Raw genomic sequence first — 13,783 nt, 5'->3', positions numbered from 1 at the left:
CGATTTGTCGAACCATTCCCTGAGCATCTCCACACACCCGGCCCGGCTGTGTGTCCCCATCCGGCTCAAGTCGGACACGGCGGTCGCGGCCGCGATGGGACGTCACTTCGCCCGGGGCGCGGGCCTGGCCACGGTGGCCAGCGCGGAGGTGGCCGTTGTCGTGAGCGAGCTGGCCAGCAACCTGGTGCGCCATGCGGGCAGCGGCGGCACCGTGGAGCTGTGGCTGGAGGCCGACTGGCTGATCATCCGTGCGCAGGACCGGGGGCCGGGGATGCATCATCCCGAGCAACTCTTCGCGGGCCGGCAGGGGCGGCCTGGGCCACTGCCGGGCGAGAGCCTGGGCGAGGGCGGCCCGGCGATCCAACGCCTGACGGATGCCGTGCACGCCCACAACCGCGAGGGGGGCGGGCTCGAGGTCGTGGCCCGCAAGCGGCGCCAGGCCCTGGCCCGGAAGGACAGGTGGTGAGTCCGGACGAGCTTCACTCCCGGCTGCTGTATGTCCTGCGGGGCTTCATGCCGGAGACCGCAGCCCGGCTGGTGCTTCGCGGCACGCTGGAGTCCTTGAAGCTGCCGGCCCAGGAGCTGTCCGTGGGGATGCTGCCGTGCCTCATCGCCGCGCTGGAGCCTGCCACCCGGCACTTCATGCACCCAGCGCAGCGCCCCCGGCTCACCCTGGAGCTCAAGGAGCTGCTGAACGGGCCCTTCCGGGGGCTGCCGCCGCGCCCCGCGAGCCTGCCCACCCCGGCCCCCCCGCCCCCTCCGTCTCCCTCGCCGCACCCGGGCATGCCGATGATGGCCCGGTCCACGGTGCTGGCCATCCGCACCGAGGCGGACGCCACCACCGCGCGCTTCGCCGCGCGCTCGCTCTGCGAGGAGCTGGGCGGCAAGGGCTTCGAGTGCCAGAAGGTGGCCACGGCGGTGAGCGAGGTGGTGCGCAACCAGCTCTCCTACGCCGGAGGGGGCACGCTTCAGCTTCAACCCCATCGCACGCCCCGCCGCCTGATGCGCGTGCTGGCCCAGGACCAGGGGCCGGGCATCCCGGATGTGGCCCTGGTACTCTCGGGCGCCTACCGCAGCAAGACGGGCCTGGGCATGGGGCTGCTCGGGGTGAAGCGGCTGTCGGACCGGTTCGAGGTCCGCACGGGCCCCACGGGCACCCAGGTCGAATTCGAGGTCTTCCTATGAAGCTCGCCACCGCCTGGCGCTCGCGGCCCCGTCAGGGGGAGCAGGCCAACGGCGACGCGGTGCTGGTGCGCAGCGAACAGGGACACACATTGCTCGCCGTGGTGGACGCGCTGGGGCATGGCCCGGTGGCCGCCGACGTGGCGGACAAGGCCCTCCGGGGACTGGCCAGCGCGCCCCTGCCCTCCAGCGTGGAGGCGCTGGTGGAGGTGCTGCACCGGGTGCTCAAGGGCACCCGGGGCGCCGCGGCGCTGGTGGCCCTGTTCGATGGGCGCACGCTGCGCTGTGGCGGGGTGGGCAACGTGGACCTGCGCACCGTGGGCACGCGGGTGCCGGTGTTCCCCACCCCGGGAATCCTCGGCCACCCGTGCCGGAAGGTTCACTCCCTGGAGACCCCCCTGGCGCCGCACGACCGGCTGGTCTTCTTCACCGACGGCTTGAGCTCCCGGCTGGAGGCCCACCTCACCCAGGGGCGCGATCCTGAGGCCGCCTGTGCTTTGTTGATGGAGCGATACGGGCGCCACACCGATGATGCGACGGTGCTCGTGGTGGATGTGGAGGGAGAATGAGCTTCACGGACGAGAAGACGGCCTCGCGGCCCCAGCCCGAGATGTCACGCATTCCCATCATCCCCCTGTGGGGCCAGCTCATCGTCCCCCTGCAAGGGGACATCACCGATGCCCAGGCGGCGCAGCTCTGCTCGGACGTGCTGCGCACCCTCCAGCGCACCGGGGCCCGGGGCCTGGTGGTGGACATCTCCGGCCTGTGGCTGGTGGACAGCCACCTGTGCGCGGTGCTGGCCCGGCTGTCCACCGCGGCCCGGCTCATGGGCACGCACACGGTGCTCTCCGGCATGGGCGCCGACGTGGCCCTGACGCTGCAGAGCATGGGCATCCAGCTCGAGGGCGTGGAGACGGCGCTGGGCCTTGAGGAAGGGCTCAGCCTGCTGGGCGTCCAGATTGCCGGCCCGGCCGCCCACAACCCCGAGCGCGAGGCCATTCAACGGCTGGCGGACGAGATGCTTGGCCTGCCCCCTGTCCTTCCGTCCAAGCCCCTTCCCTGAGCGCACCGATGGCCCACCCTCCGCTGCTCCCCCTGGACAAGCCCCTCACCATCAGCCCCGAGCGCATCGGCCGCATCATCGACGTGCTGTCGATGATTGCCGTGGGGCGCCTCGAGCCCCAGTTCACCACGCTGCCCATCGACACGCAGGATGAGTTCGCCGTCCTGGAGGAGACGCTCAACATCTTCGCGCGCGAGCTGGCCAGCACGCGCCAGGAGAACGACGAGACCCTGGCGCGCCTGGCCGCCAGCAACCGGGAGCTGGAGGAGAAGCTCACCACCATCGAGCAGCAGCGCATGGCCATTCAAGATTTGTCCACCCCCATCATCGAGCTGTGGGAGGACATCCTCACGCTGCCCATCGTCGGCGTGGTGGACACGCAGCGCTCGGTGGAGATGACCGAGCGGCTGCTGCACCGCATCGTCCAGGACAAGGCCCGCTGCGTCATCATCGACATCACCGGAGTGGAGGTGGTGGACACCATGACGGCCAACCACTTCATCAAGATGGTGAAGGCCGCGCGGCTGCTCGGTGCCCACTGTGTGGTGACGGGCATCAGCCCGATGATTGCCCAGACGCTGGTGCAGATTGGCGTGGACCTGCGGGACGTCCAGACACTCGGCAGCCTCAAGGAAGGCCTGCGCGCGTGCTTCCTCTACCTGCGCAAGCGCCTGGGCACGGCGCCCGCCCCCCGGTGACGCGCAAGGAGCCCTTCATGGAACGGCAATTCGGCCAGCATACGATCGCGTTCGAGGCACCGGACGTCGTGAGGTTCGTCTTCCGGGGCGACATCGAGCCGAAGGATCAGCAGGGGATGCATGACTTCGTGGAGGAGCTCCATGCCCGCCACGGCCTCCTCTACCTGCTGGGAGACCTCCGCCTGGGCACGGGCTTGTCGCCGGAGACACGCAAGCGGCTGGGCCATGCCCCCACCCACGTGCCGTACAAGGCCATGGTGTTCTTCGGCGCCAGCTTCTCCATGCGAACGCTCTTCAACATGCTCAACCGGGCCTACGTGCTCATGAGCCGCACGACCGTGAGCACGGTCTTCGTGGAGACCGAGCAGGAAGCCCGGGAGTGGATCGCCCAGCAGCGGGCCCTGCCCCCTAACGGCTGAGCGCCCCCTCGGGCCGGGCCTCCCGCGTCCGCCACACCTCCCACACCAGCGCGATGCCCACGGCCACCAGCAGGCCGTTGCGCGTGAGCAGCAGCACCGTGTACGGCCCGGTGAGCCCCTTGCCGTAGTTGCCGTTGCCCGAGAAGAGGGCCCGGGTGAGCAGCACCGTCACGAAGAGCGTCGCCGGAGCCCACCGCGAGCCGGACAGCAGCGCGAGCCCCGCAGCGCCCACCAGCCAGACGAGGTACTGCGGGCTGAGCACGGGGTTGAGCGCCACGAAGGCGATGAGCGGCCCCAGGGCCAGCCGCGCCCAGTCCTCCGTGCGCTCGGGGAGGCGCCGGCGCACCGCCGCGAGCCCCACCGCCGCGGCGGCCAGCGAGCCGGCCACCCAGACCCACCGGGAGACCACTTTCACCGCTTCGGCGGCGGCCCCGTGCAGCTCGTAGGCCGCCGGGGCATGGACCCACGCCACCCCCGGGGCGAAGCCCAGCCGGTGCGCGGCCCACAGCAGCGAGGCCCCCAGGGACTCCACCTGGAGCCCCCGCTCCACATGGAACGAGGCGAAGTTCCACCACGGCCAGAAGGCGCTCAGCGGCACCAGCGGCAGCCCCCCGGCGAGCAGCCCCACCACCAGCCGCCGCCAGGTGCCCCGGCGCCAGCACACCGCCAGCGCCAGCGGCACCAGCACCACCGGGTAGAGCTTCGTCACCACCCCCACCGAGAGCGCCCACCCGGCCAGCCCCTCGCGCCGCCGCGCCAGCGCCACCAGCGCCACCAGCACGAAGGCGGCGGGGATGAGATCGTACCGCTTCAGGTAGTGGATGCTCTGCACCCAGCTGGCCACCGCGTACACGCCACAGGGCACATACGAGCGCCACCCGTGGCCCCAGCGTTTGACGCCCTCGGACAGCAGCAGCCACTTGATGAAGGCGTCGAAGAGCGCCAGCTGCAGCCCGAACAGCGGGATGAAGGAGGGCAGCGTGGGGCCCAGCCACGCCGCCGGCACGAACCACAGCAGCGCGTAGGGCGGGTACTCGAAGCGGAAGTCCTGGTTCGGCACCGCCCCTTGCAGGAAGGCGTGGGCCGTCCGGAAGTACAGCGGCAGATCGCCCGCTCGCGGCGAGAAGGCGTAGACCGCCAGCGGCACCACCCCCACCAGGAAGGCCATCCAATGCCACAACCCAAGCCGGGGAGAGACGGACACAGAAGAAGTCGGAACGGACACGCGCGCGCACTCTACACGGATGACACCTACCTCGCATTACAGTCATGGCGGGGAAGGGAGGAATTGCCTTGATTCAGTGAAGATTTAATTTTATACCTCTTCTTGAAGCTGCCCCCACCCCGGGGGCCCCTCTGGAGGACCTTGGAACATGGACACCCGCCGGCACGAGACGCTCTGGACCGTGGGCCGCCGCCTGGCGCGGCTGGGGATGACCACCACCCTCATCGCCTGCGGGGCGGGCATGGACCCGGCGGGCGAGGGCCCGGAGGCGGGCGCGGGGGAGCTCGAGGCCTGCGCGTACGCGCTGACCACCAGCACCCACATGGGCTCGGAGTCCTGGGGCTCCATCACCTTCAAGAACACCGGCTCCAGCGACATCCAGAGCCCGCAGCTCTCCTTCAGCGTGCCGGACGGGGTGACGTGCGGCGACGGCCCCCCCGGGTGGACGCGCCTCCAGGACCGCGGCACCTGCAAGTACACCAGCGCCCCGCACCTGACGATCGGCGTGGATGCCTCCTACACCTTCTCCTACTTCACGGATTCCTCCTCCTCGTTCACCGCCAGCCAGGTGCAGGTTCGCGCGGCCCGCTGCGCCGGCGCGGTGGACGGGAAGGAGGGCCTGAGCGCCTCCCAGAAGGCGCTCGTGGAGGCGCTCTCGCGCATCTGGGAGCACAACACCCCAGAGCCCGGCGTGTTCCCCCACGCCGCCTCCAGCGCCCAGGCCTACGAGGCCGCGATGCGCGAGGCCCAGACGTGGGGCCTCGCCACGGCGCTGTCGAAGGCGGCGCTGTATGACGCCTTCCTCCAGCACGGCGAGGAGGGCGTGCGCGGAATGCTCCAGCGCACCCACGCCTCGCTGGGCCTCTCGGGCCAGGCCTCGCCCGCGGTGGGGCTCCAGGGCACCAGCGAGGACGCGTGGCTCAAGGGCTTCCTCGAGCAGCGCCGGGACACCCTGGCCGCGGACCCCGAGGGGCGCTACGCCATCGACCGGGTGGCCACCTACGAGAAGCAGCGCCGGCGCGGCAACTGGGAGCTGACCTCCGCGGTGCAGAACGACGTGCGCGCCCGGGACTGCTGGAACGGGGCCTACCCGGACAGCGGCTTCACGGTGCGCACGCTCCACCCGGACGGCCGCTGGAGCACGCCCGGCTCGTACCTCTACTCGTGCCGCTGAGGCCGCGCGCCCCGGGGGCTCAGTACCCCTTGGGGCTGGCCGGGGCCGCGCGCGCCACGCGGGGCTTGGGCGTCACCATGCGGGCGATGCCGTAGTAGAGCTGATCCTCGGTGTACACCTTGCGCACGCGCGAGTAGCCCGGGATGTAGGCGGGCCCCGGGCGCTCCAGCCACTGGAGCACGCGCACCTCGCCGTTGTGGGCGAACGCGGCCTTGAGCTCCCGGGAGCACCCCTTCAGGTAGCGGCGCACGAGCGGCCGCAGGCGCCGGGCGAAGTCCTTGCCCAGCACGTCGTGCCGCCGGCCGGCGTGCAGCGTGCCATCGAAGCGGCGCGAGCAGTGGAAGAGCTCGTGCATGATGGTCTCGATGCGCGCCTGGGCGGTGGAGCCCCGGAAGAACAGCGGGCGCAGGGTGATGCAGTAGAGCATGCGCCGGCCCTTGATGCGCACGATGGGCTTGCGCCGGCCGCCCCGGTCCACGCTCTTGCCGCCCCGGAAGCACAGGGGCTTCACCGTGCCGCGAGAGGCCCGGCGCGCCTCGCCCGCCACCAGCACGATGCGCTGGGCCTTCACATGGTGGAACTCCGGCATGCGGGTGGCGATGTCCCGGATGAGGGCTCGGAGCGCTTTGTTGAAGTTGGGGCGGCGGGTGACCACGAGTGGTGGACACTCTAGCGGAAAAGCCCTGGGCGGGGCCGGGGGGCTGGCCCACAATGTCATCCTGTGAAGCCCTCCTCCTGCCTGCCCGTTCCCCGTGCTCCCCTCCTTCTGGCCTGCCTCTGGCTCGGCTGTGCCTCCGCGCCCCCCCGGCCCGCGGGCCCCGCGGCCCTCGCCGCCCAGGAAACCACCGTGCCCGCGCAGACGCTCACCGACGCCACGGTGCAGTACGCCGGCCAGCTCACCACGCCCGGCGAGGCCGTGCTGGAGAAGGCCGACTACGAGCTCGTCTCCGACGGGGTGGTGGTGAAGACGGGCTCGGCGGCGCTCAACGCGCGCCTGGTGCCCGGCCAGCCCACCGCCTTCTCCTTCCGGGAGCAGGCCTCCTACGTGAAGGGCCCGGAGGACCTCCGGGCGCTGAGCGAGCGGGGCGGCACGCTGCTCCTCGCCCTGCGGGGCACGCTGACGGTGCGCTCGGGCGAGGCCGTGGAGACGGTGCCCTTCGCCGCCTCGCGCGCGGTGCGCGTGCCGCGGCTGCCCACCCTCGTCATCGAGAGCCTGGATGGGGCGCGCTACTCGGACGAGGAGGTGAACCTCATCGTCCGGGTGGGCGTGAAGAACCCCAACCCCTTCCCCCTGCGGGTGGACGCGCTCACCTACAGCCTCCAGGTGGCCGGCAAATCGCTGGGCGAGGGCACGCTGGCCAAGGGCGACACGGTGGATCCGTCCGCCACGGGCGTGTACCCGGTGGAGGCCTCGGTGACGAAGGAGTCCTTCGGGCCCGAGGTGAAGAAGCTCATCGCCACGGGCACCCTGCCCTACCGGATGCAGGGCGAGCTGAAGGGCCCTCACCTCCAGGTGCCCTACGCCCTGGAGGGCAGCGTGAAGATCAACACCTCCCGCTGACCGTCCCGCCGTGCCCATCTACCTGCTTGATCCGGAAGATCCGCAGAGCTTTCCCCCGCCCGACCGCGCCGATGCCTCGGGCCTCCTGGCGGTGGGCGGGGACCTGAGCCCCGAGCGCCTGCTGACCGCGTACTCCCAGGGCATCTTCCCCTGGTACAGCGAGGGCCAGCCCTTGCTCTGGCACTCGCCCAACCCCCGCTTCGTGCTGGAGCCGGACAAGCTCCACGTGGGGCGCAGCCTGCGCAAGACGATGAAGGCGGGCACCTACGAGGTGCGCTGGGACACGGCCTTCGAGGACGTCATCGCCGCCTGCTCCGAGGCGCCCCGGCCCGGCCAGAACGGCACGTGGATCACCGATGCGATGAGGGAGGCCTACGTCGCCCTGCACCAGCTGGGCTTCGCGCACTCCGTGGAGGCCTGGGCGGACGGGGAGCTGAAGGGCGGCCTGTACGGCGTGTCCCTGGGGGCGGCCTTCTTCGGCGAGAGCATGTTCGCCCATGCGCCGGATGCCTCGAAGGTGGCCTTCGCCGCCTCCGTGGAGCGCCTGAAGGCGTGGGGCTTCCACTTCATCGACTGTCAGGTGGAGACCGAGCACCTGGCCCGCTTCGGCGCCGAGCCTTGGCCGCGCAAGCGCTTCCTCGGGGCGCTCGCCGAGGCGCTCAAGGTGCCCACCCGCCGCGGCCCGTGGACGTAGGGCTCACCGGGCGCGGGGGCCCGCATCGGGCGTCCCCGCGTCCTGCCCCTCGGGAGGCGCTTCGGGGGGCTCCACTTTCACCCGGTCCTCCAGGGCCACGCGGCCCACGGACTGCCGGAACAGCTCCCAGAGCGCGCGCCGGTGGGCCTCGGCAGAGGCCGTGCCCTGAAGCACCAGCCCCGCGCCGCTGTAGCGCGCCTCCAGCCCCAGCGCCTTCAGCCGGGGCCCCATGGCCGCCAGCTGCGCCTGGAGCACCGGCAGCTCGAAGGTGAGCTCCAGCTCGCGCGCCAACCACGTGTCGCCCTGGAACAACGGGAGGAGCGCCGTGCGGCACGCGGCATCCTTCACGGTGACGGTGAGGAGGCGCTCCGGGGCCTCCTTCGCCTCCAGCCCCGGGCACGCCTTGCGCGCGGCGGCCAGCAGCTCCGGCGAGGCGGGGCCCGCCGGGCGCGCCCCGGGCTCGGAGACCGTGAGCTGCCAGACGGCGAACTTCCCCTCTGCGTAGAGCAACAGCAGCGTGCGGCCGGGGCGCTTGCCCGTCAGCAGCAGCTCGTTGCTGCCGGACAGCACCTCGGCGGTGGCGATGGCGGGGTCCTCCACCTCCACCCAGTCCACGGCCGAGAGCTTGTGGAAGCGGTCTCCTCCGCTTTCCAGGGAAAACCGCATGTCCACCGGCCAGGCCAGGGCGGGCACCGGCAGGCACAGGAGGGCGGCGAGCCACCCTGCCCTGAGGCGGGCGGCAAAGGGCGCAGGTGCGGACATCGGGCCTCCGGCAAGGTGGTATGGCCCCCTATCACAGGATAAGAAGGGCGCTCCATGCCAACCTGGGCTCTCTGGGCCGCCTGCCTGGCCCTCTGTTTTCTGCGGTCGCTGGTGGCCGCCGCCGAATCCGCGCTCTACGGAACCTCTGACCTGCGCGCCCAGGAACTCGCCGAGACGCAGGGCAACGCGGGCAAGCGGGTGCTGCGGCACAAGACGGAGCGCGAGGCCACCGCCACCGCGCTGCGGCTGGGCATGGTGCTCAGCGGCTTCCTGGCCGCGGCCATTGGCGCCTTCGTGCCCCCGCGGCTGCTGGACTTCAACCGCCTGGGCGACGAGGCCTGGCTGCCGCTGGCCACGGTGGCCGCCGGGGCGCTGTTCGTGGGCGTGGTGGCCACGCTGCTGGACGTGACGATGCGGGGGCTGGCCAACGGCGGCGCGGAGCGCTGGGCGCTGCGGCTGTCGGGGCTCGTCTCCGTGCTGGTGTTCTTCTTCTACCCGCCCATGCGCCTGGTGATGGCGCTGCTCAACCTGGTGGTGCGCACCTTCGGCCGCACGCTGCGCTTCGAGGCCCCGCCGCCGCCGCTCGAGGAGCTGGAGAAGCTGCTGGCGGCCCAGGCGGCCAACAACGAGGTGGACAAGAGCGCCCCGCAGCTCATCCGCTCCATCTTCGAGCTGTCCGACAAGCGCTGCCGGGACGTGATGGTGTCGCGCACGGAGGTGGTGACGGTGGAGCTGTCCACGCCGCCCACCGAGGTGCTGCGCCTGCTGGCGGAGGAGAACCACTCGCGCATCCCCGTCTACCGGGACGACGTGGACCGCATCGTCGGCATCCTCCACGCGCGGGACTTGATTCCCCTGCTCCAGCACCCGGAGCTCATCGTCCTGCCAGACGTCATCCGCCCGGCGCACTTCGTGCCGTGGATGAAGCCCATTGGCGACTTGCTGCGGGACATGCAGAAGCGGCGCATCCACATGGCGATGGTGGTGGATGAGTACGGCGGCTTCATGGGCGTGGTGACGCTGGAGGACATCCTCCGCGAAATCGTCGGCGACATCGGCGACGAGTTCGAGGTGGAGGAGAAGCTGGTGGAGAAGCAGGCCGACGGCAGCTTCCTGGTGGACGCGGCGCTGGAGGTGGAGTCCTTCACCAAGGCGTTCGGCTTCGAGCTGCCCGAGGGGGACTTCGACACGCTGGGCGGCTTCCTCTCGTCGCTGGCGGGGCACCTGCCGGACGTGGGCGAGCGCTTCACCTACGGCGGCTGGCAGTTCACCGTGGCCTCGAAGGAAGGCGCCCGCGTCGACCGCGTCCGGTTAGTGCGGCTCAAGGGCACCCCGGCCGCCAAGGACAAGGACTCGCAGGACCGGGACGGCAAGGACAGGGAAGGCACTGGAGACGGCCCCGGAGACGGGCCGGGCGACCTGCGGTCCGGGACGGCGGCCCCTTCGGCCAAGGCGTGAGCCCCCTACTCCCGGGACGGGGCCGCGAGCGGCACCCACGGCAGGGGCAGGAGGCGCTCGGCGCGGAAGGGGGCCCGGCGCACGGTGCGCCCCCCGTAGCGCAGGGACACGCCGCCGCGGAGCTGAACCTGGCGGGCCACGGGGCTGGGCGAGCCCGGCGCCTCCCCGCTGACGAGCGGAAAGCGCACCTCCACCGTCCGCGCGGGCCCGCCGCCTTCCAGCGGCACCTCCACCCCCTGGAGCCCCGTGGCCAGCCGCTGCCCCTCCACCATCAGCTCGAAGTCCACCGCCGTGAGCAGGGGGGACTCCGAGGTGGGGCTGTGCACCGCCAGCCGGAAGGTGAGCAGCCCCGAGCCATCCGGCTGGAAGCTCAGCGCCAGGGCCTCCACGTGGGCCGCCTCGTCGAAGGCCACCGGGCTCAGGGAGACGCCCCGGCACCCGGCGAGCAGCAGCAAGGCCAGCAGTGCCCCGCGCACGCCCATCACCCGCCCAGCAGGGGCCGCAGCGCATCCACCGTGAGGGGCCAGCCCGACCGCTGGGCCAGCACCTCGAGCGCCTTGATGAACTCCGCGGCCGTCTGGAAGCGGCGGGACTTGTCGGCGAACAGCGCCTTGCGCACCACCTGGACGGCGTAGTCCGGCAGCTCCACGCCCAGCGAGGACAGCAGCGGCACGCGCGCATCCCGCACCCGGTGCATCAGCTCCGCCTCGCCCCCCTCTCCGGCGAACAGCCTCCGGTTGGCGAGCAGCTCCCAGAGGATGACGCCCACCGAGTACAAGTCGCTGCGCGCATCCACCGCCAGCCCCAGCACCTGCTCCGGGCTCATGTACGCCAGCGTGCCGCGCAGCGCGCCGGCCTCCCCGCCCATCATCCCCTCCACCTCGGCCACCCCGAAGTCGGTGAGCTTCACGTCCCCCGTCACCCCCAGGAGGATGTTGGTGGGGTTCACGTCGCGGTGGACGATGGTGGCGCCGCCCTCGCCCACCTTCGCGCGGTGGATGTAGTCCAGCGCCTTGAGCACGCACCAGGCGATGTAGCAGGCCGTCTCCGGGGGCATGGCGGTGCCCACCTTGATGAGCAGCCCCTGCATGAAGCTCAGGGTGCGGCCGCTCACCAGCTCCTGCACCATCAGGTAGTCCGGCCCCGCCTTGAACAGGCGGAAGGTGCGCACGATGTTCGGGTGGCGCAGGCGGACGGTGAGCTTCGCCTCGTCGACGAAGGCCTTCACATAGGAGGCGTCATTGCGGAACGAGGGGTGGAGCCGCTTGAGCACCACCTCTTCGGGCTCCCCAGGAGAACGCTGCGTCGTGACGAGCGCCCGGGCCTGGTACACCTCGGCCATGCCCCCGACGGCCAACCGGCCGACGACTTCGTATCCTCCAAGGTCCGCTTCCGCCACGCGCGCAGCCTACTTCGCTTTCCGGCACCCGCCCCACTATTCCTTCAGCAGGGAGGCAAAGAGCCCCTCGTACTTCCGGGCGGAGTTCTTCCAGGAAAAGTCCTTCTCCATGCCCCGGCGGCGGAAGGCCTCCAGCCGGGGCGGATCCGCATACAGCGCCAGCCCCCGGCGGAAGGCCCCCAGCAAGGCCGAGGGGTGGAACGCCTCGAAGAGCACGCCGTTGCCCTCGACGCCGCCCTCCACCGTGTCCACCAGCCCGCCCGTGGCCCGGACGATGGGCACCGTGCCGTAGCGCAGCGAGTACATCTGGTTCAGGCCGCACGGCTCGTACCGGCTGGGCATCACGAAGAAGTCCGCGCCGGCCTCCACCAGGTGCGACAGCCCCTGATCGAACCCCATGTAGACGGACACCTGCCCGGGGAAGCGGTCCCGGAGCGCCTGGAAGGCCGACTCGTACTGCGCCTCGCCGCTGCCAATGGCCACGAAGCGGATGTCCGCCTGGAGCGCCGTGGGCAGCACCTCCAGCAGCAGGTCCACGCCCTTCTGCCACGCCAGCCGGCTGACGATGCCGAACACGGGCGCGTCCCCATCGGGCAGCCCCGAGCGCCGCAGCAGCTCCCGCTTGCACTCGGCCTTGCCGCCCATGCTCTTCAGGCTGTAGCGCGCCGGCAACATCGGGTCGGTCTCCGGGTTCCACTCCTCCACGTCGATGCCGTTGACGATGCCCTGGAGCCGCCCCTGGTAGCGGCGCAGCAGCCCATCCAGCTCGCACCCCGCCTCGGGCGTTTGGATCTCCTTGGCGTAGGTGGGCGACACCGTCGTCACCGCGTCCGAGTAGACGATGCCCGCCTTGAGCAGGTTCACCTGATCATGGAACTCCATCCCGCCCTCGGCGGTGAACAAGTCCCAGGGCAGCCCCAGATCCTCCATCACCCCTTTGCCGAACAGCCCCTGGTAGGCCAGGTTGTGGATGGTGAACACCGTGCGGGCGCGCGACAGCGGCGTGGACTGGAAGCCGCGCTTCAGCGCCACCGCCGCCAGCCCCGTCTGCCAGTCGTTGAGGTGGATGATGTCCGGGACGAACTGGAGCCGCTGGGCCGCCTGGAGCGCGCCGATGCTCAGGTAGGCGAAGCGCCGGTGGTTGTCATCGAAGTCCCCGGAGGGCCCCCGGTAGATGCCGGCGCGGCCGAAGAAGTGCTCGTTCTCCAGGAACAGCAGCTCGTGGCGCTCCGAGAGCCGCACGGACAGGATGGGCCCGCCCTGGGTGCCAAAGGGAAAGCGCAGCGACAGCGCGTGCCCGGTGGGGGTGAGCCGGGCGTCCGTCACTTCCGAGTAGCGGGGGCTGACCACCTTGACGTCATGACCCAGTGCGGCAAGCGCCGCGGGCAGCGCCCCCGCCACGTCGCCCAGGCCACCCGTCTTGGAGAACGGGGTGACTTCCGAGGCGATGAACAGGATTCTCATGAATTGACACCATGCCGTGTAGCGCCCGTGAGTCAACCATCAAACGTGTGTGTCGCTGGCCTTCACTCGGCGGACGGGATTGTTAGGGTGCGCGTCATGGAACTGCCCCAGGACCCCATCGAACGCTTCGCCGCCCTGTTCGAGCAGGCGAAGAAGGCCATTCCCGTGGATCCGAACGCGATGATCGTCGCCTCGGTGGGTGCGGACGGCCGCCCCTCCGCGCGCGTGGTGCTCCTCAAGGAGTTCGATGCCCGGGGCTTCGTCTTCTTCACCAACCTGACGAGCCGCAAGGGCCAGGAGCTGCTCGGGCAGCCCTTCGCGGCGCTCGTCTTCTACTGGGCCCCGCTGGAGCGGCAGATCCGCATCGAGGGGCGCGTGGAGCGCGTCTCCGAGGCCGAATCCGACGCCTACTTCCAGAGCCGCGCCCGGGGCAGCCAGGTGGGCGCCTGGGCCAGCCTCCAGAGCCAGCCCCTGCCGTCCCGGGAGCTGCTGGAGGAGCGCGTGGAGACGGTGACGCACCAGTACGAGGGGGGCCAGGTGCCCCGGCCGGCCCACTGGGCGGGCCTGCGCGTGGTGCCTGACCGCATCGAGTTCTGGCACGCCCGCCCGAGCCGCCTGCACGAGCGGCTCGTCTACGAGCGCGACGGCGGCACCTGGCGCACCCGCATGCTCTACCCCTGAGCG

At 71.3% G+C, this 13,783-nt stretch carries 17 protein-coding genes; 11 read left to right on the top strand and 6 right to left on the bottom strand.

Annotation, left to right across the window (positions count from 1 at the left end; translation table 11 throughout):
* Positions 1–4 precede the first annotated feature (4 nt).
* The 6 genes from KY661_RS09165 to KY661_RS09140 are packed head-to-tail and all read left to right on the top strand — an operon-like array spanning position 5 to position 3,362.
* Positions 5–466 carry an ATP-binding protein gene (locus KY661_RS09165; RefSeq protein ID WP_225409845.1) on the top strand — a complete coding sequence of 154 codons (462 nt, stop codon included), beginning with the start codon at positions 5–7 and terminating at the stop codon, positions 464–466.
* Positions 463–1,185, top strand: a complete 723-nt coding sequence (locus KY661_RS09160; RefSeq protein WP_225409844.1) for an ATP-binding protein — start codon at positions 463–465, stop codon at positions 1,183–1,185. The genes KY661_RS09165 and KY661_RS09160 overlap by 4 nt, the downstream gene beginning before the upstream one ends.
* Complete coding sequence (locus KY661_RS09155; protein WP_225409843.1) at positions 1,182–1,751, top strand: SpoIIE family protein phosphatase; 570 nt, start codon at positions 1,182–1,184, stop codon at positions 1,749–1,751. The genes KY661_RS09160 and KY661_RS09155 overlap by 4 nt, the downstream gene beginning before the upstream one ends.
* Complete coding sequence (locus tag KY661_RS09150; RefSeq protein WP_225409842.1) at positions 1,748–2,245, top strand: STAS domain-containing protein; 498 nt, start codon at positions 1,748–1,750, stop codon at positions 2,243–2,245. The genes KY661_RS09155 and KY661_RS09150 overlap by 4 nt, the downstream gene beginning before the upstream one ends.
* Before the next feature lie 8 nt (positions 2,246–2,253).
* A complete protein-coding gene (locus KY661_RS09145) occupies positions 2,254–2,943 on the top strand; it encodes an STAS domain-containing protein (protein ID WP_075004377.1) in 690 nt (229 codons plus the stop codon).
* Positions 2,944–2,960: 17 nt separating this feature from the next.
* On the top strand, positions 2,961–3,362 hold the full coding sequence (locus KY661_RS09140; protein ID WP_225409841.1) for an STAS/SEC14 domain-containing protein: 402 nt from the start codon (positions 2,961–2,963) through the stop codon (positions 3,360–3,362).
* On the opposite strand, the gene KY661_RS09135 is transcribed toward KY661_RS09140, so the two are convergent.
* A complete protein-coding gene (locus tag KY661_RS09135) occupies positions 3,352–4,530 on the bottom strand; it encodes a glycosyltransferase 87 family protein (RefSeq protein ID WP_225409840.1) in 1,179 nt (392 codons plus the stop codon). The genes KY661_RS09140 and KY661_RS09135 overlap by 11 nt on opposite strands.
* A 205-nt stretch (positions 4,531–4,735) precedes the next feature.
* Here KY661_RS09135 and KY661_RS09130 point away from each other — a divergent pair, with 205 nt between their 5' ends.
* Complete coding sequence (locus KY661_RS09130; protein ID WP_225409839.1) at positions 4,736–5,761, top strand: chitosanase; 1,026 nt, start codon at positions 4,736–4,738, stop codon at positions 5,759–5,761.
* 19 nt (positions 5,762–5,780) lie between these two features.
* Here the strand turns inward: KY661_RS09130 and KY661_RS09125 are convergent, their stop codons facing one another.
* Complete coding sequence (locus tag KY661_RS09125; RefSeq protein WP_225409838.1) at positions 5,781–6,416, bottom strand: putative metallopeptidase; 636 nt, start codon at positions 6,414–6,416, stop codon at positions 5,781–5,783.
* 84 nt (positions 6,417–6,500) lie between these two features.
* Between KY661_RS09125 and KY661_RS09120 the strand changes: the two genes are divergently transcribed.
* Both KY661_RS09120 and aat read left to right on the top strand, forming a co-directional pair.
* Complete coding sequence (locus KY661_RS09120) at positions 6,501–7,322, top strand: LEA type 2 family protein (RefSeq protein ID WP_263436874.1); 822 nt, start codon at positions 6,501–6,503, stop codon at positions 7,320–7,322.
* A gap of 10 nt (positions 7,323–7,332) precedes the next feature.
* The gene (aat, locus tag KY661_RS09115) at positions 7,333–8,016 is read left to right on the top strand and encodes a leucyl/phenylalanyl-tRNA--protein transferase (RefSeq protein WP_225409836.1); all 684 of its coding nucleotides are present in this window, start codon (positions 7,333–7,335) and stop codon (positions 8,014–8,016) included.
* Between the two features lie 3 nt (positions 8,017–8,019).
* Here aat and KY661_RS09110 read toward each other — a convergent pair whose 3' ends face one another.
* Entirely contained in the window at positions 8,020–8,778 is a 759-nt protein-coding gene (locus KY661_RS09110; RefSeq protein ID WP_225409835.1) for a pilus assembly protein N-terminal domain-containing protein, read from the bottom strand.
* Between the two features lie 54 nt (positions 8,779–8,832).
* On the opposite strand from KY661_RS09110, the gene KY661_RS09105 reads away from it, so the two are divergent.
* Positions 8,833–10,236 carry a hemolysin family protein gene (locus tag KY661_RS09105; RefSeq protein WP_225409834.1) on the top strand — a complete coding sequence of 468 codons (1,404 nt, stop codon included), beginning with the start codon at positions 8,833–8,835 and terminating at the stop codon, positions 10,234–10,236.
* Positions 10,237–10,241: 5 nt separating this feature from the next.
* Here the strand turns inward: KY661_RS09105 and KY661_RS09100 are convergent, their stop codons facing one another.
* From KY661_RS09100 to glgA, 3 genes are read right to left on the bottom strand one after another with little or no spacing between them, the layout of a single operon-like run.
* Complete coding sequence (locus KY661_RS09100) at positions 10,242–10,718, bottom strand: hypothetical protein (protein WP_225409833.1); 477 nt, start codon at positions 10,716–10,718, stop codon at positions 10,242–10,244.
* On the bottom strand, positions 10,718–11,635 hold the full coding sequence (locus KY661_RS09095) for a serine/threonine protein kinase (protein WP_075004370.1): 918 nt from the start codon (positions 11,633–11,635) through the stop codon (positions 10,718–10,720). The genes KY661_RS09100 and KY661_RS09095 overlap by 1 nt, the downstream gene beginning before the upstream one ends.
* A 36-nt stretch (positions 11,636–11,671) precedes the next feature.
* Positions 11,672–13,099 (bottom strand): glycogen synthase GlgA, encoded by a 1,428-nt coding sequence (gene glgA, locus KY661_RS09090; RefSeq protein ID WP_225409832.1) that lies wholly within the window; start codon positions 13,097–13,099, stop codon positions 11,672–11,674.
* Positions 13,100–13,195: 96 nt separating this feature from the next.
* Here glgA and pdxH point away from each other — a divergent pair, with 96 nt between their 5' ends.
* Positions 13,196–13,780 carry a pyridoxamine 5'-phosphate oxidase gene (gene pdxH / locus KY661_RS09085; RefSeq protein WP_225409831.1) on the top strand — a complete coding sequence of 195 codons (585 nt, stop codon included), beginning with the start codon at positions 13,196–13,198 and terminating at the stop codon, positions 13,778–13,780.
* Positions 13,781–13,783 lie beyond the last annotated feature (3 nt).

This window comes from Allostigmatella hybrida, assembly GCF_020103775.1.
In the GTDB taxonomy this organism is placed as follows: domain Bacteria; phylum Myxococcota; class Myxococcia; order Myxococcales; family Myxococcaceae; genus Hyalangium; species Hyalangium aurantiaca.
The sequence above is the reverse complement of the archived record's forward strand: the minus strand, read 5'-3'. Positions and strand labels throughout refer to the sequence as shown.

Excerpts from the sequence above, each read along its gene's own strand:
- KY661_RS09155 (WP_225409843.1), top strand. The coding sequence starts at position 1,182 with ATGAAGCTCGCCACCGCCTGGCGCTCGCGGCCCCGTCAGGGGGAGCAG.
- KY661_RS09150 (WP_225409842.1), top strand. The coding sequence starts at position 1,748 with ATGAGCTTCACGGACGAGAAGACGGCCTCGCGGCCCCAGCCCGAGATG.
- KY661_RS09145 (WP_075004377.1), top strand. The coding sequence starts at position 2,254 with ATGGCCCACCCTCCGCTGCTCCCCCTGGACAAGCCCCTCACCATCAGC.
- KY661_RS09140 (WP_225409841.1), top strand. The coding sequence starts at position 2,961 with ATGGAACGGCAATTCGGCCAGCATACGATCGCGTTCGAGGCACCGGAC.
- KY661_RS09135 (WP_225409840.1), bottom strand. The coding sequence starts at position 4,530 with ATGGCCTTCCTGGTGGGGGTGGTGCCGCTGGCGGTCTACGCCTTCTCG.
- KY661_RS09130 (WP_225409839.1), top strand. The coding sequence starts at position 4,736 with ATGGACACCCGCCGGCACGAGACGCTCTGGACCGTGGGCCGCCGCCTG.
- KY661_RS09110 (WP_225409835.1), bottom strand. The coding sequence starts at position 8,778 with ATGTCCGCACCTGCGCCCTTTGCCGCCCGCCTCAGGGCAGGGTGGCTC.
- KY661_RS09105 (WP_225409834.1), top strand. The coding sequence starts at position 8,833 with ATGCCAACCTGGGCTCTCTGGGCCGCCTGCCTGGCCCTCTGTTTTCTG.
- KY661_RS09100 (WP_225409833.1), bottom strand. The coding sequence starts at position 10,718 with ATGGGCGTGCGCGGGGCACTGCTGGCCTTGCTGCTGCTCGCCGGGTGC.
- glgA (WP_225409832.1), bottom strand. The coding sequence starts at position 13,099 with ATGAGAATCCTGTTCATCGCCTCGGAAGTCACCCCGTTCTCCAAGACG.
- pdxH (WP_225409831.1), top strand. The coding sequence starts at position 13,196 with ATGGAACTGCCCCAGGACCCCATCGAACGCTTCGCCGCCCTGTTCGAG.